Raw genomic sequence first — 18,847 nt, 5'->3', positions numbered from 1 at the left:
GTGCTGGTGCCGGTGGTGCATAGGGGCGGGTTCTCAACCCGCCTCTACGGACGGTATCTGTACCGTTCACCTGACCATCCACGGGATGCGGTGAATGGGAATGTCTTGCATCGCGTGCAATGGATGGTTGTTCAGATGTGATTGCAGCCGCTACGCTCACCTCTCTCGCGCAGCGCTATGCATTACCCATACCCAGGTTGTCACCTTCTTCACTCGTGAGCAGCGCCTATCTCATTGTGCACGATCCTGGGCACTATCGTGTTGTATCGCTGTCGCGTGGGTCTCACGTTACGAATGGGAAATGGATGGTCGCAGTGCAAGCGGCGGGTGACGGTGTATCCGACCGTGGGGCAGGCTGGAAGCCTGCCGGCGGGGCCAGCACCTGACAGCGGTAGCGGGGATGCCGGCGCTTAGGCTGGAAGCCAGCGCCACGGGGAGCGCTTGCAGTCCAGCCTAACGCAGCGTGACATGTGGGTACTGCATAGCCAGCGGGGGGTTGGGAGGGGGGCGTGCCGTGTCAGGTGACGAGCAAACCGGAGGATCACGCTTCCAGGGGTAGCTGCGTTCGCGCACAGTGGTGGAACCCTCACAACCATAGCGTCAGGGTGAAGGTAGATACTCTGTCAGAACCTTTTGGGGAGTGATGTGTTCGACAGTGCAGTGCTGACATGCGTCAGGATCGCTCTCCTATTGGCAGGGGCGCACTGGATGGCGATCTGGTTGCACAGGCTGGATGATTTTGGAGACGGGTGAATTGCGACTATCACAACATCATATAAGGCACGTGGGGAAAGACACCGTCTGCACCCATCCGGGGCGATGTCGGCTGTGTAACCACTGATTATTGTGAGCGGGTCGCCTCGTACATCAGGATGCCGGCTGCCACTGCCAGATTGAGCGAGTCGCTACGTCCCCGCATTGGAATGCGGACAACCAGATCACAGGCGGCAAGCTGTTCGTCCGTCAGGCCGTGCCGTTCGCTGCCCAACACCAGGAGCAGTGGTTGTGGGTAGGTAGTAGTCCGGTAGTCGGTGGCTCCGCGATCAGAGCTGCCGACCAGGGCGATACGGTGCTGTCGTGCCCAGGTCAGCAGATCGGGCCAGCTCGTGCGTGCAATCTGTTGGCTGAAGAGGGCGCCCATGCTGGCCCGCACCGCTGCCGGGTCGAAGGGGTCGGTCGTTGCGCCGACCAGGATGACGCCGCTGAAGCCGGCACCATCAGCAGTGCGTAAGATTGTGCCTAGGTTGCCCGGATCGGCTACTTCAACCAGTACCACCCAGCCAACCGGCGCCGGCGACAGGTTGGGGAGTTGGGTGTAGTGTATGCGCCCGACGGCTGCCAGTCCCTGCGGGTTGTCTTTGTCGGCCAGGCTGCTGAAGACTGCTGCACTGACGGTCAGTATTTTGCCGCCGCCGGCAGCATAGGTATCGATCAGTTCGTGTGCAAAGCTGCTGTTGAGCAGTTCAGGGGCAACGACCAGCATGTCGAGCGGTGCACCGCATTGAATCGCCTCGGCGACCGGGCGAATCCCTTCAATCAGGTAGCGCCCCTGCTCGTCACGAGCTTTGCGTTGCCTGAGCGCACGCAGAGCTTTGATGGTTGGATTGGCGAGGCTGGTGATCATCATACCGGGAGTACTTTGCCAGGATTCAGCCGACCGGTGGGGTCGAAATGGGCTTTGATCTGACGTTGTACAGCAAGCTGGGCCTCACCAAGCGCCTGGGTCATGAATGGTCGTTTGAGGGTGCCGATACCGTGCTCTCCCGACAGCGTACCACCCACGGCCAGCGCCACTTTGAAGACGGCTTCTGCGCACGGCCATAATCGCGCCACTTCGGTCGGATTGCGGGCATCGAAGAGGATGTTTGGATGCAGGTTGCCGTCGCCGGCATGACCAAAGACTACGATAGGCAGGCCGTAGGTGGCGCTTACCTGCTTGATCTGGCCGACACATTCGGCGATGCGGGTCACCGGTACGCTGATGTCTTCACCCAATCGGTTAGGGCGAATGCGAGCCAGGGCCGGCGCGATCACTCGTCGTGCCTGCCAGAGGTTTGCTTCGTCGGTGGCGTTGCGCGCCACTGCTACCCGTTGTGCGCCGCCGGCCGTTGCCAGTTCGGCCAGGGCTGCTGCGTCGCGTTCAACCGCTTCCGGTTCACCATCGGCCAGCATTAATAACATCGCTCCGGCATCAGCCGGCAGGCCGATGCGCAGATACGCTTCCACGGCGGCGATAGTGGTATCATCCATCAGCTCCAGACTGGCCGGGATAATCCCCGATGCCATGATCCGTTCGACTGTGGCACAGGCTGCGGCCAGATCGGCGAAGATCGCCATGGTCGTGCGGCGGGCGCGGGGCAGTGGGATCAGCCGCAGGGTTGCCTCGGTAATCACGGCCAGCGTTCCTTCGGAGCCGACAAGGAGTTGCACTAATCCATCGCTTTCACCCTGACCGGCCAGGCCATCGCCGTAGCGCACGATAGAGCCGTCGGCCAGTACCGTCGTTAATCCCAATACGTAATCGGCAGTTACTCCATATTTCAGACACCGCGGCCCACCGGCGTTACAGGCAATATTGCCGCCGATGGTCGAGGCCGTCTGACTGCTCGGATCGGGAGGGTAGAAGAGGCCAACGCGCTCGGCGGCCCGTTGTAGTTCGGCAGTGATGACACCGGCGCCCACGTGGGCAACCTGTTGTCCGCGATCAATAGTTATCTGTTCCATGCGGTTCAGGCTAATCACCAGGCATCCCGGTGTTGGTACGGCGCCGCCTGCCAGGCCACTGCCGGCCCCACGGGAAACCACCGGCAGATCATGCGCAGCCGCAATCTGCATCAGGGCGGCGACTTCAGCCGTGCTGGCCGGCAAGGCGACCGCATACGGCAGTGCTTCGGCCTCGGCAATCGAGGCGTCCTGCCCGTAGACCGCCAGTTGGTCGGGATGGTGGATCAGGTAACGGTCGCCAACCACCTGTTTGAGGGCAGCGATACAATCGCCATGCGTCTGGTGCTTGCGAGGGGTCAGGGTTGGATATGCTGGTTGTGGCGACGGGCCAAACTCGTAACACGGTTGAGCGCCGAGTGTGGCTAGCTGCGCTTTCAACGTTGCATAGCGCCGGGCGTCAGGTAATGACATGATGTGGATGCTCCCTACGCCCAGATCGCCCCAGATGATGGTAGCGGCATCACCGATCTGCCGACAGGCGGCGATCCCCTCGGCCAGTTTGCTGCGCGGCAGTGTAACATCGAGGCGTTGGTCGGCGGGAAGAGCACAATGCCGGCGCGCAAGCTCTTCCCAATGCCGCCAGCCGTTGGTGGGGTCACGGGTAACGGCGAGCTGATGGCGATCTACCATCGCCAGCACCTGCTGTGACTGGCGCGTCACCACTTCTGGCAGGCCGGCCAGGGCGATGAGGAGCAATCCACCGGCATCGAACGCTAATGCCCGCAGCTCCAGATTGGCGGCCATCAGCTCGGCCGCCAGCATCAACAACTGTTCAAGCGGCCCCGCTACCAAGTGTAGGGTCGTCATTGTCGGCAAAGGGCGCAAATTGAACGTCAATTCACGCAGATCACCGAGGCGCACGCCCTGCCCGGCCAGTGCGCGGTGCAGATTGTAGCCGGTTGCCCGCTTGAGGGTTGGGCCGCCGATGTGCAACAGTCCGCTGGGAGTTTCTAGGGTTGCTGCCCGCACATAGCGACCGATTGGCCCGCTGTACAACCGATACCGACCACCACTGTTACAGGCTACCAGTTCGGCGAGCGTTGCGTCGGTGTGTAACGGGGCAACTGGCAGACAGAGACCGTAAGCGGCCAGAGCTTCATTGAGGGCGGTTGCGGTTGCGGTTGCCGGTGCACTTGCTAGCAGTGCACCGGCGTTGATGGTGAAACCTGTGGACTTGGTGGTCATATCTGGTTGTGCGCTATAGTTCATGCGTATACGTTGGTTGGGTTGCGGTGGTTGACTTACCCGGTAGGATTATAATCTACTACCAGCGCAATTGCCGCAGCAATCTCATCCATTGTGGTTGCCGGTGCCCGTCCGACCATCGTGCGCAAGCGATGCACCTCAATCGAGTGCAACTGCAACAGATCAACGGCGTGCGGTTTACCCAAGCGGGTCGGCCAGGTTCCCTCCAGGCGCTGCAACCATACCATACTGGCAAACCGGTCTTCCCATGGACGCAGGCGGGCGACCAGGCGAATGGGCAGATGTTCAAAGGCGTCAGCACTCACTACTAACACTAACCCTGGTGTCTGATCACCAAGATCGGCCTGCCAGATCTCACTGCGCCGGGGTAATTTACTTGTGCTCACTCGTTGCGACCTCGTTTACAGAATCGGCGACAGACTGATAGAGATCGAGTGCATTGGCTGCCTGGGCAGCCAGGATCGCATGGCGTTCAGCCTGTGATAGCCGGAGCAATTGCCGGCAGTGAACAGTGTGAGCTGGAGGTGCCGGTGGGTAATGAATTTCCGGCACATCCTCGGCCTGGATGGTTTCAGGAATGGTCTCAGGGATGACAGTTTCGGCGAAAACGGCCTGCGCCACACCGATTGCCACCTCATCACCCAGCAAACGCTGCGCTTCTGCGGGATCGATCAGTTCTTCCGCCAGGGCGTGAAGGGTGGCCCGTCGCAACCAGAGCGGTTCTTCGTGTGGTAGTGGTTCCGGTTCTGCCACTCGCCAGCCCCGTTTACTGAATTCGATCATCCACTTGCGGAAGAGTGATTGATTGATAATTTCCAGCGTCTGCATGCGGTACAGTAGTGCTTGGATGCTCATACCAAAGTGGTGCTTCATCAAGAGCAATTCATCCAGATGTAGATGATGACGGCGCTCACCGATAAAGGTGCGCAGATCATGGGCTGGCGCAAGGAATGCCGCTGCAAAGCGAAACGCAGCCTTCTCTTCATCGAGATTGTCTTGCGGTTGCAGCACCAGATGCGCCAGCTCGTGGGCAAGATTCATCCGCCATCGCGCACCATCATCGCTCCGTTGGGCAATCACCGCTGCGGCCAGCGGATGAGCGTGTTCATCACGGGCAATTACAGCAACGCCATCGAAGCCGTCAATGGTTGCGAGTTCGATGACGTGCAGGCCGTGATCTTCTAACACGTCGGTCAAATTGGCAATCGGTACACTACCCAAATCCCAACGGTTACGGAGAGCGGTAGCCGCAGACTCAACGTCGTCCAGATTCTTCACCGGATACTCCTGCAACGGGACATCGAGTACCCTGGTGTCGCCAATAAGCCGTTGTAATCGCACCCGTTCGCGCAATGCCTCTTCGGCCAACGCGGCGAGATGCTCACGCTGTCGTTTGCCGAGCGAAGCTCGTTTACGATAGGCAACGACATCTGTCCGGATATTGGCACCGTCGAGGAGATCGGTCGGTCGGACACCGAGTGCCTGCGCTAAGCGCTGAAGCACCATCGGTGATGGTTGAGCGTGCCCGTGTTCATACTTGGAAATAGCCTGACGGGTAACAATGTGGTTGGTTGCCTGAGCCAGATCGCTGAGGGTCATGCCGCGCGCCAACCGCAACTGGCGCAATCGTTGACTAATCATGGCCAACTCCTTCCTGATAGTTGACAATTATCGCTGTTTGCAGACACTTTGTCAACTGGTGTTGGAAGGGGTGGAATCTGAAAAATACAATGCCTGAACCTCATCGCATGGCAATGTGAACAGGTACATGCACCGTCCGGGGCGGGTTCTGAACCCGCCCCTACCTGCCCAATTTGATAGAGTGATCAGCGATGGGAATATCTCAAAACGGCTCCTCCGGGAACGTGAGCATTAAACCGCTGCAATCTGCCCCTGATCACGAGCATGGCTGATGCGATAGCGTGGCTGCCGCACTTCAAACAATGCGATACAGGCAATCCGGTCGGGAAACCGTAGCTACGGCGTTTGATCCCACTGCGTACGCAGCGGAAGCGCCGTTCTCCGTGTTCGTGATCAGGTCACTTCTGGCGTGAGGGTGTGATCACGAGCAATAACTTCAGCAACTCGGATTTGACACCCCTCGCCTGCAATCACGTGTTCTGTCCACCCCCTAAAAACATCGAGAGAAAGGGATCAACCTCCCTTCCCCTCCTACCATTCCCTATTCCCTATTTTCTATCTCCTATCTCCTACCTCCTACTTCCCCATCCCATCCCCATTACCGGTCAATTTCGGCAACAACTGCGCCGTTAGCAGCGTGGTTAATGCCGAAGCATCGCCGCCGTCGCTCTGGATAACAATCGGACGCGGGGCGCGTTTCATCAGTGTTTCGGCCACCTGAAGCCGGCGCCGGGCCAGTTCATATTGCAGCACAGCCCGATTGTCCTGGTACGCCTGACCAAGATACTCCAGACCGCGCGCCTCATTTTCGGCCTGGCGGAGAGTTGCCCGACCACGCGCTTCGATCTCCCAACGTACGCGCTGCGCTTCGGCCTCTTTCTCTTGCAGCATACGCGCCACGTCTTCACGGGCTTTATTGATCGCTGCCCGTACCTCGACCAGTTTGGCATCGCGAACCTTCCTGGCACGCTCAATCTCAAGTAGCAGACCGTCGATCCGTTGCTTTTTGATCAGTTCCCATTCACGTGCGTAGGCTTGCAACTCTTTTGCGACGCGCTCGCGGGTCGCCAGGTGCTGCTGATACTGATCGGGCAATTGCACATCAGGAATGTTGGCACCGGTAATGCGGACACCGTAGCGGGCCAGTTGGCGGTTGAGTAGCTCTTGCATATCGCCAACATCGCTGCCGCGCAGGTCGTAGGCGCGTTCGGTTTCAACCCGGCGTGCTCGTTGGCGAATGGCGTCTTGCACCGCACTGCTCAGTACCAGATCGAAGTTACTTGCTCCCAGGCGGCGCACAAAGGCGATGGGGTCTTCAATCCGAAACTTCAAGAAGAATTCGATGGACTTCAACGGCACATTTTCACGGGTTGGTGCCGCCATGACCGGTGCGGTGTATGGTATCTCGGTGCTGGTGTCAACCACGGCTTCAACCTTCTCCCACGGCCACCATAGGTAATGACGACCCGGTGGCAATGTGCCGACAATCTGTCCCCACCGGGAAAGGATACCGGTTGTGCCCTGCTCGATCTCGATAATCGCACCGAGCACAAACGACAATCCGGCCCAGACGAATGAGATTAGGGCAAGGAAGAGCGCCAAGCCGCTGAAGATACCTCCGCTAAAAACGGCAACACCGATCAGATACAACCCAATGGCCAGTGGCAAAAGCCAGCGCGCCCGTCGGCGATCTTTAGGAATGACCACGGGCACCAGTTGACCCTCTTCACCGGAACGGAGGAGTTGCTGGATGCGGTTCCAGGTCGCTACGGCCTCGCGGATTCGCGAAAATTCACGTCGTGGCTCACTCACCGGGGTTCTCCTTTCTCGCTGCGCTGTTCGGTCTCGGCAGCAACGACTTGGGCGATTTGTTCAGATCGGGCCAGGATGCGCTGGCGAATCTCTTGCATACGGCTACGGATGGCAGCGACATCTTCCGGCGAATAGAGCTGGGTATCGGTGATGCCCAGCATCCGTTGTGCCAGTGCCAGATAGTCGATAGCTGCCTCTTCACCACCACCGACCTGCACGATCTGTGGCAGATGATCGGCCACTGCTTCCAGGCGGTCGAGAATATCTTGCTGGTACCGGTATTGCAGAATTTCGGGATAACGTGCAGCACCGACTGCCCGAATATCGAGCGCCTGCGCTTCCAGCAGGGCAGCGTTGGCTCGGGCAGTACTCTCGGCTTCGCTCAGCAACTGGCTGGCATACGCATTAGCGCGGTACGTCTCTTTCTCGCGGGCAATATCGATCTGGGCCTGATAAGTGGCAATTTCGGCTTGAATAGCCGATAACTGCTCACGCAGGCCGGCCAGTTCCCGGTTCAGATCACCTTCATCCTGCTCCTTGCGCAGAGCCAGTTCGTATTCGTAGGTGTACGCCTCTTTCGCGACCCGGATCATCTCCGGTTTGGCGAGATCGATCCGGTACTCCTGACTCGACGGCTCGGCGTGGGTGATGTTGGCGTTGACAAAGCGTACCGCCGGCAGAAATTGCTGGTTTAGCGTGTCAAGCAGACTCTGCGTGCTCTCGCCTACCAGATCGTAGATGGCTTCGGCGCGCTGCTCATAGATCAGAGCGCGCGTCACTTCGCTAACCGCATTCTGGAGCTTCTCTTGAAAGCCTTTTGCGCCACCCAGGGTAAAGATGAACGCTGCCGGGTCTTCGATCTTGAATTGCAAGAAGAGATCGACCGAGGCATTAACCCGCGAAGCGGTTGGTGCTTCCCGGATCGGCGCGTTGTACGGATATTCGCGTGTCACATTGACGATGTAACTCACGCGCTTCCACGGATCGAGCAATACCTTACGCCCTGCCGGTGCAATCTCCTCCAGCTTGCCAAAGCGGGTGATCAGCGCCTGGCAGCCGTCGGGCACCAGGATGAAGGTGTTGCGCCAAAGGCTGTAGACTACATAGCCGATGACCAACAGCCAGTAGTGCGGCCCGAACAAAACAAGGCTCAGGTTGGTGAAGCCGAAGGAGACGGTATCGATCAGCAGAGTGAAGAGCCAGCCGATAAGACCTATCACCACCAGGATTGCGGTGATTGGGATCCAGCGTGCTGAACGTGGATCACGGGGGATCACTACCGGTGAAATGACGTTGGCGACCTGCCCTCCTGAATCGCGCTGTTGCAGATTACGGTTCAGCAACTCAGCCGCCTCATCGAGCAGAACACTCATCTGCTCGATCCGGGTTGCGCCGCTTTCGTGGCCTGAACGCTGTGAAATGAAGTCGCTGGCCTTGATTTGCAATTGATCGAGTTCACCACTCTCTAACAATTGCTTCACTGCCATCACGCTCCGTTGGGTCCTATTCATAATTTACTCCTGTTCACTACGATCAGCTTGCAGTATTCGATACGAGATACATCGTGCAGAGGTTGCAAGAGAACCTGCTTATGTGAGATGGCGAGTAGCGGGAAGGTGTGGTTGGAAGTAGAAGTATCCGTGTGAGTTCAGCAGTAATGCGCTATCGGGTCTGGCGCTGGTAGGAACGGCCATTACTGAGCACCGGCTTCGGCCTGTACAAAGCGATCATGCCTGTCAGTGAGTATAACCTGAGTTGGTGGGGTAGGCGACGCCATGGCTCTGGTCAGTCCATGCCTGTTGCATTATGACCGTTGTTCGCGTGAAAGCAACTCTTCAACTAACCGACGGCGCAGCAATTTACCAATGAAGCTTCGCGGTAGTGCTTCGCGGAACTCAATTTTGTCGGGAACAGCAGGTAGATTGACTCGCTCGCGGAGAAATGCCAGCACCTCAGCCTCGCTAACCCGTTCACCGGGTCGGGTGACGACGAAGACGCACACTTCTGTCTTACCATCAGGCAGTGGCACTCCAACGACTGCGGCATCAATAACTGTCGGATGTTCATACAGCGCCTCTTCGAGATCGCGAGGGTAGATATTGTAGTTGCCGGCGATGATCATCTCCTTCTTGCGCTCGATAATCTGAAAGTAGCCGTCAGGCAACATCCGGGCAATGTCGCCGGTGCGCAACCATCCATCAGCCGTGAGCGCTTCAGCAGTTGCTTCCGGGTTGTTCCAGTAACCGGCCATAAGCTGCGGGCCACGTATCAGCAGTTCACCGATTGCGCCTGGCGGCAGGTCTTGACCGGTTTCCAGATCGACGATCCGCGCTTCGGTGTCGGGGATTGGTAGGCCGATAGTGCCAGCACGTCGTGCGCCGCGCAACGGATTGGCGTGGGTAACCGGCCCCGCTTCAGTCAGGCCATACCCTTCAACCAGGCGGCTACGGGTGATGCGCTCGAAGCCTTCCTGCACCTCTACCGGTAGTGGCGCAGCACCGCTCAGACAACTCTTGAGTGACGAGAGGCCGTATTTGCGCACCTCGCGCACTTCGTTGAGCGCCGCGTACATCGGGGGGACGCCGGGAAAGATCGTTGGTCGTTCACGGCGGATGGTATGCAGCACGTTGTGCGTCTCGAAGGTTGGGAGCAGGATCAGGGTTGCGCCCAGCGCGATCCCAACATTCATACAGGCAGTCATGCCGTAAGCGTGCGAGAAGGGGATGACGCACAACACCCGCTCGTTGCCCTCTTCGGCATCCGTGTACCACATTCGTGTCTGATACGCATTGATGTACAGGCTGGCATGGCGGTGCAACACACCCTTGGCGGTGCCGGTTGTGCCACTGGTATACAGAATAACAGCCGGATCGCCGGTGTCGAGCGTGGGCAACTCGCCGTCCTGACCGGCAGCCACCAGATGTTGAAACCAGAGCGCCTGGCTTGCCTGAGCATCGGGAACCCGGTGGCCTTCCTGCTCCTGACGCAGTAGGGTAAAGAGCAGACGCTGGCTCGATGGCAGATATTCCTTCAGATTGGTGTAGATTAGCCGAGGAAAGTGCAGTTCAGCCCGCACCTGCTCAACCAGCCGATGAAACATACTAAGCGCAATCACCGTTGTCGCCCCCGAGTCGCGCACCTCATGGGCAAAGCCTTCGGCGTCAAAGATCGGATTAGCCAGAACCACAATCCCCCCGGCAAGCAGGACGCCGAAGTAGGCAATGACGGACTGGGGAATATTGGGTAACAGGATGACCACCCGCTCGCCCGGTTGAAAGCCGGTACCGAGCAGGCCACGGGCAAACCGGTTGGCCTCTGCCCATAGTCGTGCGTAGCTGAGCGTGCGACCGTAAAAGGCAATGGCAGTGGCATCCGCAAAACGCTCAGCGGCCCGTTGCAACAGCACCGGCAACGGCTCTGGTTTCAGGTCAAGCGTTGCCGGCACACCTGGATCGTAATGGCGAAGCCATGGACGACTGGCAAAGAGATCAGTCATGCAACTATCCCTTACAATGCTGGTGAGGGAAGACCTGGCAGTTTCGATTATCAGCCGTGATTTTGTTAGTGTCAATAGCAATTTGTGGTGATGATGCCGGTTTTCTGCGATCATACTGTCCGGAGGAAGGGGTGCCCGGAGCTAGCACACGTTGCCGTGTGCATGAGTGATTGCACCAGAGCGTCCTCAATGCAGAGAATTCTGCCCGGCCCGTGTTGGGTGTTGGCGTTTGGAAGCCTTGCTTCAGCCGTGCTGCGACCTGCCACAGCCCATTGGCCGCTCCTAGGAGCACGTGCCTCCAGCTCGCTACCACCTGCTACAGCCTACCATGCCTCACGAACCGACAGAACATATGGGCTAACATAACTACTACCACACTAGGACAACCGAATGCAGACTGCTGCTCTCCTCTCTCACGCAGCGTTCAAGGGCGGACAGCCAATGTGTTCGGCATGTGGCAAGTTTGGCGGATGGTCACGCTGGGCAACATTCCCGAGGCGTTCTACCCTGAGATTGCCGCCTGCGAGGCGCAGTGGGAGGAATGGGAGGGGACGGTAGGTCGCTCACAAAGACACGAAGAACACAAAGAAATCTTTAGTGCCTCTGTGCCTTTGTGTGCGCATCCAAACCTCGGTTCACACCCCCACCGTCCCCGTGAGGGGATGGCAACGGTAGGGGCGGTCCACCGGGTCCCCCCTACTGCTGGGTTGGTGCATCCCCCCACCATTCCCGTTCAAGGACGGACAGTCAATGTGTTCGGCATGTGGCAGGTGCAGCAGATGAACGGATTGACGGAGGTGACAGCGATGCGGTGTTCGGGTATGCTCGATAGACAACCAATGACTACGCACGGAGGCTATCGCACGCGCACCAGCAGACGCCATTGTTCGTCCGCTAGCGAACTGATGTATGAGCGCGGCCTAATCACGCCAGCTCCGTGGCCCTTCCAGAAAACGGTCGATCAGACGATTAACCGCATCGGGACGTTCGAGATGGGGGAGATGGCGAGTATAGCGCACGATTTCAAGCCGGGCGTTTGGCATCAATTGTTGACTCTCGCGGGCCTGGGCCACCGGAGCGATAAAATCCCACTGCCCGGCGATAATCAGCGTCGGTGTCTGCACCTGGGGCAAGACGGTTCGCCCGTTCCAGCGGAACAGCGTGCCGGCCAGTACCCGCTGGATAACCTTCACCGGCGCATAGGTTTTCGGCATCAAAATGGGCCGCAACCTCTCCAGCATTGCCAGCGAGATTGGCAACTTGACGATTCGCTCGTGGAGCGGATGCAGATGCATTTCTGGCCCGGTTGCAATCAGAATCAGCCGGCTGACGCGATGAGGCTGGCTGGCGGCAAAGGTGATGGCTATTGGCCCGCCGAACGAGTGTGCCATCAGGATAAATGGCTCCTCAACCTGCAAGCGGGTTATCAACTGCGTCATGTCCCACAAAAACTCTTCGAGTGAGTACGCCGAATTGACGACTTCAGAGCGACCATGGCCGCGTAAATCTGGGGCAATGACGCGATAACGACCGGCTAAATGGCTGATCTGGTGTATCCACTGTTCGAGATTACCGGCACAGCCATGAATACAGACAATGGTACCCTGGTGTTCACCATTGAGTGGCCCGATGTCCACGACGTTCAATCGCACCGGTGCCGTGCCGGTAAGCTGGATCTCTTTGCGGTAGGGTTCAAGGTTCATCACGGTATAACTTTCTGAATGCACCATCGCGAAACTGACATATCTTGCCGCTTACGAGTCGGTCTCGGCGAGAAATGCGCGGAGAGCGCAGGTGAATGCCCGCGGTCGTTCATCCATTGGGTTGTGAAGACTGACCGGAATCATGACATAGCGTGCACCGGGTATAACCTGGGCCAGACGGCGAGCGTGGGCAGGTGGGGCCAGACTATCGAATTGCCCGGTCATTACCAGGGTCGGGACACGGATCTGTTGCAGTCGTTCGTCTGCACGAGTCGCGAAGAGCGAACGCAAAATGCGGTACAATCCTTCTGGGTCAAACGTGGCGAGGTACGATGCCCGTCGTAACCACGGACGAATCCAGCCGCCACCGTGCTCGTGCGGTATCCGCTGACCAAGCGGTCGAAACGCACGTCCAATAGCCTGGGTCAGGCGAAAGGTTGGCCAGCCGAGATGAGGCAACAGATAGATACGGGTATAGGCCGGCATGCGATAGGCATCGACTGCCGCATCAATGAGAGCCAGGCGCTGTACCAGGTGGGGGTAGTGAAGAGTCATCTCGACGGCAACGCTGCCCCCCATCGAATGACCGACCAGAATGATGGTTGAAAGGCCGAGATCGTGGCAGAAATCAGCAATCAACACGGCAATCCGCTCAATCTGGTCGGCCCGTCCAATCCGACTCTCGCCATGACCGGGCATATCGATGGCAAAACAGCGGTAATCACGGCCAAGGTCGCGGAGGGCGCTCCACCAGAGTTCCTTAAATGCACCCCACCCGTGGAGAAACACGATGGCCGGGCCAGACTCACCGGCAGTCAGATAGCTGATCCCAAGCCGGTGGTGGTAGTGCTGCATGATTTGGACGATTGACATACTATCGCTACTGAACGGATTTCAGAACAGTCTTACCCGATTGTGGCACTATTATACCTTTTCACCACAATCGAAACGGCAGCTATCGCTAGAGCAGGTATAATACTGATATGGCAAACGTATTAGTGGCAATGAGCGGCGGTGTTGATAGTTCACTGGCCGCAGCACTCTTACTTGAGGCAGGTCATCAGGTGACCGGCGTTACCATGCACTTGTGGGATGACGACGAGCAGGGCTTGCGTGAGAGTCTCTGCTGTGCGGCAGAGGCAGCGGCAAGCGCCCGCCGGGTCTGTGCGTTGCTGGGCATCCCCTTTTACGTGTTCAACTATCAGCGTGAGTTCCGTCGGCACGTGATCGATTATTTTATCCGTGCCTACACGCACGGTCTTACCCCCAACCCCTGCGTCGAGTGTAATCGCATGATAAAGTTTCGTGCTCTGCTTGACCGAGCGCGGACATTGGGGTTTGATGCGGTGGCAACCGGCCACTACGCCCGCATCGTCCAGGGTGAAGATGGTCGTTATCAGCTCTGGCGGGCAGTTGATCTTGAGAAAGATCAGTCCTATATGCTACATATGTTAGGTCAGGCCGAGCTGTCGCGCCTGATCTTTCCGATTGGTGCCTACACCAAGCGTGAAGTACGTGAAATGGCTGCCGCCCGTGGTCTGCCCAGCGCCGACCGTGAAGAGAGCCAGGATATCTGTTTTGTGCCCGACGGCGATTACCGCAATCTGTTGCGGATCGAATCGCCGGAGAGTCTGGTGCCCGGCCCGATTGTCGATCTCGAAGGACGGGAAATCGGGCGACACCGTGGATTGCCGCTGTACACGGTTGGTCAGCGGCGCGGTTTGGGTCTGGGTGGCGGCGAACCACGCTATGTCGTTGCGATTGACCCGGCCCGAAATGCGTTAATTGTCGGCCCGGCGGCAGCCCTCAATCGCGAGCGCTTTACGGTCATCGATGCATGCTGGGTTGATGATGCGCCACCGGCTGAGTCATTCACCTGTCTGGTGCAGGTGCGTGCCCACGCCGAACCACTGCCTGCACGTGTCTCGCAACAACCCGACGGTCGCTGGCTGGTTGAGCTAGAGCGACCACAGCGTGCGGTCAGTCCCGGTCAGGCTGCCGTCTTCTACCGCGGACAACAGGTGTTGGGTGGGGGCTGGATTGCGCGCCCGGAGGTCGCATGAGTGCTCTATCGCCGGCAGCCCTTCTTTTGTTGCTCCTAACCACAACCCACGCTGCACTTGCCCACGTTTTACTTGGCAGATCGTGGCGGCAGCTCCCTATCTTCTGGGTGACCGCCGCCGCAGGCTGTTTGATCGCTACCCTGCCTGGCTGGCGATTTCCGTTGAACATACCGGCACCAGCCGGAATCCCAATGCTTGAAGCTTCATTGTTGGCCTGGATATTCCTCATAGTTGTTTCACGTTTACGGCTATGATATAATTCAGCGCACTATAGTGCCCTCACAGTCGCGTTATGTGCGACGCAGTATGGAGGTAGCCCTGTGTTACGTTGGATTGGTATTGGTATCGGTCTACTAACCGCGGTTTTGTTTGGGTTTATTATTGCAGCAATCTTTCTCGGTGAAGGATTCCGCGCCGCCTGGCGTGATGTGTTCATCGTCATCCTGGCGGCGTTGCAATTAATCGGCGCTGTGTTGTCAATTGCAATCCTGATTGCTATTCTCTACGCCGTTGAACAGATTAATCGCCTAGCGCGTAACAATGTGATACCGAAACTGGACGAAGCACTGGCCAAGGCAAATGAGGCGCTTGATGCCACACGCACCATCGCTCACAACGTTCGCGATTCGGCCCAAACGGCAACTACCACGACGACCTACGTCGCTGAACGAGTGGTTTCGCCGATCATCCGCATTTCCAGTCTGGTTACCGGTGTCCGTGCCGCAGCCACGACGCTGGCCCGACGTGATAAGACCGATGGATAGGGCGGATAGCGTATGAGCTGCCATTGGGTATACGCTACCGTTCATAGCCATAACGTTGTGTGGGCGATGTGGTCATGCGCAGATGGTCGTACCATAGGAATCACACGATATTCGATACAGGTTGGTGCCTACCTGTATGGTAAGATAAACAATAGTAGAGGTTTGCGTGCCCGTGTAAAGAGCCGCAGCAAGCAGAAACTGATATGAGTGGGCAGCAATTTAAATACGGCGGACAGGCAGTTCTTGAAGGCGTTATGATGCGCGGTCGTCATCAGGCAACCGTTGTTGTGCGTTGCCCTGATGGAAGCTTTGCCCGCCTAGATATGCCGGTTCCCCCCCGTGCGGCGCGCTGGCAGCGATTGCCGTTGCTGCGCGGATTTGCTGCCCTGGCCGAAGCTTTCACGATTGGCCGTAAAGCACTCGACTTTTCTGCCACTGTCGTAGCTGCCGATGAGGAAGAACAATTACACCCCTGGCTCCAAGGTCTGATTTTCATCGTAACGATCGCAGTTGCGGTTGGTCTCTTTGTGGTGATGCCATCACTGGTAGCCAACTTCATCGGTCAATTGGGTGCACCGGTCTTGTTACGTGAAGTGATCGAGACATTGATCAATCTGGCAATGGTCATTGCCTACATTATTGCGATTGGTCGTATTCCCGACATCAACCGGGTGTTTGGTTACCACGGTGCAGAACATAAGGTCATCAATGCCTACGAGGCCGGTTTACCACTCACTGTCGAATCGGTCCGGCAGTGCAGTCGTATCCATCCTCGCTGCGGCACCAGCTTTCTGCTCGCAGTGGCCTTGATTGGGTTTCTCATCTTTCTCTCAGTTGCAGGGTTGCCCGTCTGGCAACGAATCATAGCGCGTATTGTCCTGATTCCTTTGGTGGCAGCCGTTGCCTTTGAGGTGCAGCAACTGGCTGCGAATCACTACCATCGGCCATGGGTGCGCTGGCTGCTGGCCCCGACCCTGGCAGCGCAATACCTGACAACACGTGAGCCAAATAATGATATGATTGCTACAGCAATTGCCGCCTTCGAGGCAGTGTTGCATGCCGACCAACACGCTCAGGCGCAACCGGTTCAGGTAACTGCGAATGTGACCGGTCTGGTCGATACACAACCGACAATGTGAGGTCATTCACCCATAACCCGCGATAGCGGAGGAATGTATGGCGCTGGTGGGAAACATCCGAGATTTTAGCTTGTCAGACTTTCTCTCACTCGTTGATCGCGGGTATAAAACGGGTGCGCTGCATCTGTCGTATAACGATCAAACGGCGCGTCTGTACTTCGAGAAGGGAAAATTATTGCTGGCGGCACGCCGTCCTGAAGATGAAAAACCGGATCTCCTGGTGCGGCTTGGGGTGCTGAATGCCGAACAGGTTGCTCAGGCATATCAGACACTTGCAGCACGAGGTAATGGGGCGACCCTCAGCCAGGTGATCATTGATACTGGTCTGGCAAGCCCTGATCGATTACAGCAAGCCTTGCTGGGGCACACCGAACAGTCAGTCTATGGGCTGTTTGCCTGGCCTGAAGGCGATTTTCTTTTCGAGCATAATCAGCGACCGGCGCCCGATGCACCCTTGGCGCCGACGCCGATCTCTATCGACCACCTGATTATGGAAGGGGTGCGACGGATCGATGAATGGGAACGCATCCGTGATCGCATTCCGTCGACCGATCTGGTGCCACGGTTTTTGGCCCCACCAGGCGAAAAGCTCAAGGGGATGCGCCTGGCACCTGATGAATGGAAGGTCTTCGCCCGCATTAATGGCCGTGATACACTGGCCGAAATTGCCCAGAAGACCGGATTGAGTGATTTCGATGTGTGTCGTGCGGTTTATGGGTTTCTGACCGCCGGAATGCTGGAGCTAGTGAAGCGACAGCGCGTGCTGGCTGCTGGAATGCCTCCGGTAGAACAGCCGCGTTTGAAGAAGAGCCTTGTTAATCGGATCATCAATCGGATCCGCAGCATGTAGCTGGGGCCAGAGCATCGGAGCGGAGGGCTGTGTGCAGACGGTAAAGATGGTGATCAGCGGCGCCGTGAACGCCGGCAAAACCGAGTTTATCAAGACGATCTCGGAAATTGAGGTCGTTTCGACGGAGCGCCGGGCGACCGACGATACTCGGCTGATCAAGAAGGAAACGACTGTCGCGATGGATTTTGGACGCATCGCGATCTCTGATGATCTCGTGCTCCATCTCTTCGGAACACCGGGACAGAAGCGCTTCGATTTTATGTGGGAGATCCTCGCCGAAGGCATGCTCGGGCTGGTGATCCTCGTCGATAGCACACGACCCGAAACGTTCCGAGAGACGAACCGGATCATCGACTTTTTTGTCTCGTATCGCGATACACCGTATGTGATTGCGGCAAACAAGCAGGATCGGCCTAATGCCTGGTCGCCAGAAGAATTGCGACTGGCTCTGCGTCAACCACCGCATATCAAGGTGTTACCGTGTACGGCAACGGATCGCGAGAGCGTGAAGAATGTGTTGCTCGAACTGCTCTACGTGATCCAGGAGCGCAGTGAAGACTAAATTAACCTCGTTTTCGGTGGCTTTGTAATGCGTAAAACTCGTTTTGCGCATTGCAAAGCCATAAAATATTATTGGAAAATCTCAGATGCTGTTTATCGCATCAACAAGAGATACAGGTCTTGACAGATGCGGTATACTGCTTCCTGAAGGGATGTTCAGGTAGGAGTGAATATTTTAAGGAGGACTGCACCGATGCAGAAGACCGATTTCATTAAGGCTGTGGCCGAGCGCGCAAAGGTTTCGCAGAAGGAGACGAAGCTGATTATCGATGCCGCGCTCGAGGTGATCACCGAAGCATTGGCTCGTGGCGAGAAGGTGACGCTCACTGGTTTTGGGACGTTTGAGGTGCGTTCGCGGCAGGCCCGGGAAGGTGTAAATCCACAGACCCGCGAGAAGATGCATATTCCCGCTACGAAGACCCCTGGCTTCAGCGCCAGCAGCACCCTCAAGGAGGCTGTGCGAGGTTAAAGCTGCGGATAACGTTCCGTTTTGTCTTGCCGGTCAAAAAGAGTACGGTACAACCGTACTCTTTGCTTTGTCTCTCACATGTGGCAGCAGAGAACGCAAGGCGCACTATCTAACCATCACCCTGGTACTGCACCGGAGCGTAGATACGCTGCACCAGCGCTCTCGTACCGCGTGCAGTAGGATCGTGTTCCACAGAGGATACCGCAGTTTGGCGTGTGGCTGCTGCTGTTGTAATGCCAAATCTTGCTCAACAATCTGCATTGTTCAGGTGTGCCAGTAGGGGCGACGCATGCGTCGCCCCTACTGGTGTCCAGCGTGCAGTTCCCGCCGCGATCAGGTGTGATTGGCGTCGAACGGTACACGTTGGCTTGAAGCTGCCGGTAACACTCTCTACCATATACCCGGCGTGTTTAGGGGAT

At 57.4% G+C, this 18,847-nt stretch carries 16 protein-coding genes; 7 read left to right on the top strand and 9 right to left on the bottom strand.

Annotation, left to right across the window (positions count from 1 at the left end; translation table 11 throughout):
- Positions 1-841: 841 nt before the first annotated feature.
- The 9 genes from VAE55_RS04840 to VAE55_RS04800 form a co-directional block, all read right to left on the bottom strand.
- Complete coding sequence (locus tag VAE55_RS04840) at positions 842-1,627, bottom strand: RNA methyltransferase (protein WP_322814675.1); 786 nt, start codon at positions 1,625-1,627, stop codon at positions 842-844.
- On the bottom strand, positions 1,624-3,909 hold the full coding sequence (locus VAE55_RS04835; protein ID WP_322814674.1) for an FAD-binding oxidoreductase: 2,286 nt from the start codon (positions 3,907-3,909) through the stop codon (positions 1,624-1,626). Before VAE55_RS04835 ends, VAE55_RS04840 begins: the two co-directional genes overlap by 4 nt.
- 56 nt (positions 3,910-3,965) lie before the next feature.
- Positions 3,966-4,316: a type II toxin-antitoxin system PemK/MazF family toxin gene (locus tag VAE55_RS04830; RefSeq protein ID WP_322814673.1), complete on the bottom strand. Its 351-nt coding sequence runs from the start codon at positions 4,314-4,316 to the stop codon at positions 3,966-3,968.
- Positions 4,303-5,571 carry an XRE family transcriptional regulator gene (locus VAE55_RS04825; RefSeq protein WP_322814672.1) on the bottom strand — a complete coding sequence of 423 codons (1,269 nt, stop codon included), beginning with the start codon at positions 5,569-5,571 and terminating at the stop codon, positions 4,303-4,305. Before VAE55_RS04825 ends, VAE55_RS04830 begins: the two co-directional genes overlap by 14 nt.
- A 576-nt stretch (positions 5,572-6,147) precedes the next feature.
- Positions 6,148-7,383 carry an SPFH domain-containing protein gene (locus tag VAE55_RS04820; RefSeq protein WP_322814671.1) on the bottom strand — a complete coding sequence of 412 codons (1,236 nt, stop codon included), beginning with the start codon at positions 7,381-7,383 and terminating at the stop codon, positions 6,148-6,150.
- On the bottom strand, positions 7,380-8,894 hold the full coding sequence (locus VAE55_RS04815) for an SPFH domain-containing protein (protein ID WP_322814670.1): 1,515 nt from the start codon (positions 8,892-8,894) through the stop codon (positions 7,380-7,382). The genes VAE55_RS04820 and VAE55_RS04815 overlap by 4 nt, the downstream gene beginning before the upstream one ends.
- Before the next feature lie 293 nt (positions 8,895-9,187).
- Complete coding sequence (locus VAE55_RS04810) at positions 9,188-10,879, bottom strand: long-chain fatty acid--CoA ligase (RefSeq protein ID WP_322814669.1); 1,692 nt, start codon at positions 10,877-10,879, stop codon at positions 9,188-9,190.
- Between the two features lie 920 nt (positions 10,880-11,799).
- Positions 11,800-12,582, bottom strand: coding sequence for an alpha/beta fold hydrolase (locus tag VAE55_RS04805; RefSeq protein ID WP_322814676.1), 783 nt, complete (start codon positions 12,580-12,582; stop codon positions 11,800-11,802).
- 51 nt (positions 12,583-12,633) lie between these two features.
- On the bottom strand, positions 12,634-13,455 hold the full coding sequence (locus tag VAE55_RS04800) for an alpha/beta hydrolase (protein WP_322814668.1): 822 nt from the start codon (positions 13,453-13,455) through the stop codon (positions 12,634-12,636).
- Positions 13,456-13,565: 110 nt separating this feature from the next.
- Between VAE55_RS04800 and mnmA the strand changes: the two genes are divergently transcribed.
- The 7 genes from mnmA to VAE55_RS04765 all read left to right on the top strand — a co-directional run bounded on the left by mnmA (position 13,566) and on the right by VAE55_RS04765 (position 18,428).
- Complete coding sequence (gene mnmA / locus VAE55_RS04795) at positions 13,566-14,645, top strand: tRNA 2-thiouridine(34) synthase MnmA (protein ID WP_322814667.1); 1,080 nt, start codon at positions 13,566-13,568, stop codon at positions 14,643-14,645.
- Positions 14,642-14,899 (top strand): hypothetical protein, encoded by a 258-nt coding sequence (locus VAE55_RS04790; RefSeq protein ID WP_322814666.1) that lies wholly within the window; start codon positions 14,642-14,644, stop codon positions 14,897-14,899. Before mnmA ends, VAE55_RS04790 begins: the two co-directional genes overlap by 4 nt.
- A 66-nt stretch (positions 14,900-14,965) precedes the next feature.
- On the top strand, positions 14,966-15,409 hold the full coding sequence (locus VAE55_RS04785; protein ID WP_322814665.1) for a hypothetical protein: 444 nt from the start codon (positions 14,966-14,968) through the stop codon (positions 15,407-15,409).
- Between the two features lie 203 nt (positions 15,410-15,612).
- Positions 15,613-16,548 (top strand): DUF1385 domain-containing protein, encoded by a 936-nt coding sequence (locus VAE55_RS04780; protein WP_322814664.1) that lies wholly within the window; start codon positions 15,613-15,615, stop codon positions 16,546-16,548.
- Positions 16,549-16,585: 37 nt separating this feature from the next.
- A complete protein-coding gene (locus VAE55_RS04775; protein WP_322814663.1) occupies positions 16,586-17,398 on the top strand; it encodes a DUF4388 domain-containing protein in 813 nt (270 codons plus the stop codon).
- Positions 17,399-17,429: 31 nt separating this feature from the next.
- The gene (locus VAE55_RS04770; protein WP_012256561.1) at positions 17,430-17,960 is read left to right on the top strand and encodes a GTP-binding protein; all 531 of its coding nucleotides are present in this window, start codon (positions 17,430-17,432) and stop codon (positions 17,958-17,960) included.
- 192 nt (positions 17,961-18,152) lie between these two features.
- Positions 18,153-18,428: an HU family DNA-binding protein gene (locus tag VAE55_RS04765; RefSeq protein ID WP_012256560.1), complete on the top strand. Its 276-nt coding sequence runs from the start codon at positions 18,153-18,155 to the stop codon at positions 18,426-18,428.
- The last annotated feature ends 419 nt before the right edge of the window (positions 18,429-18,847 follow it).

This window comes from Chloroflexus sp., from assembly GCF_034432675.1.
Lineage (GTDB): Bacteria > Chloroflexota > Chloroflexia > Chloroflexales > Chloroflexaceae > Chloroflexus.
This window is presented reverse-complemented; position numbering and strand designations above follow the sequence as displayed.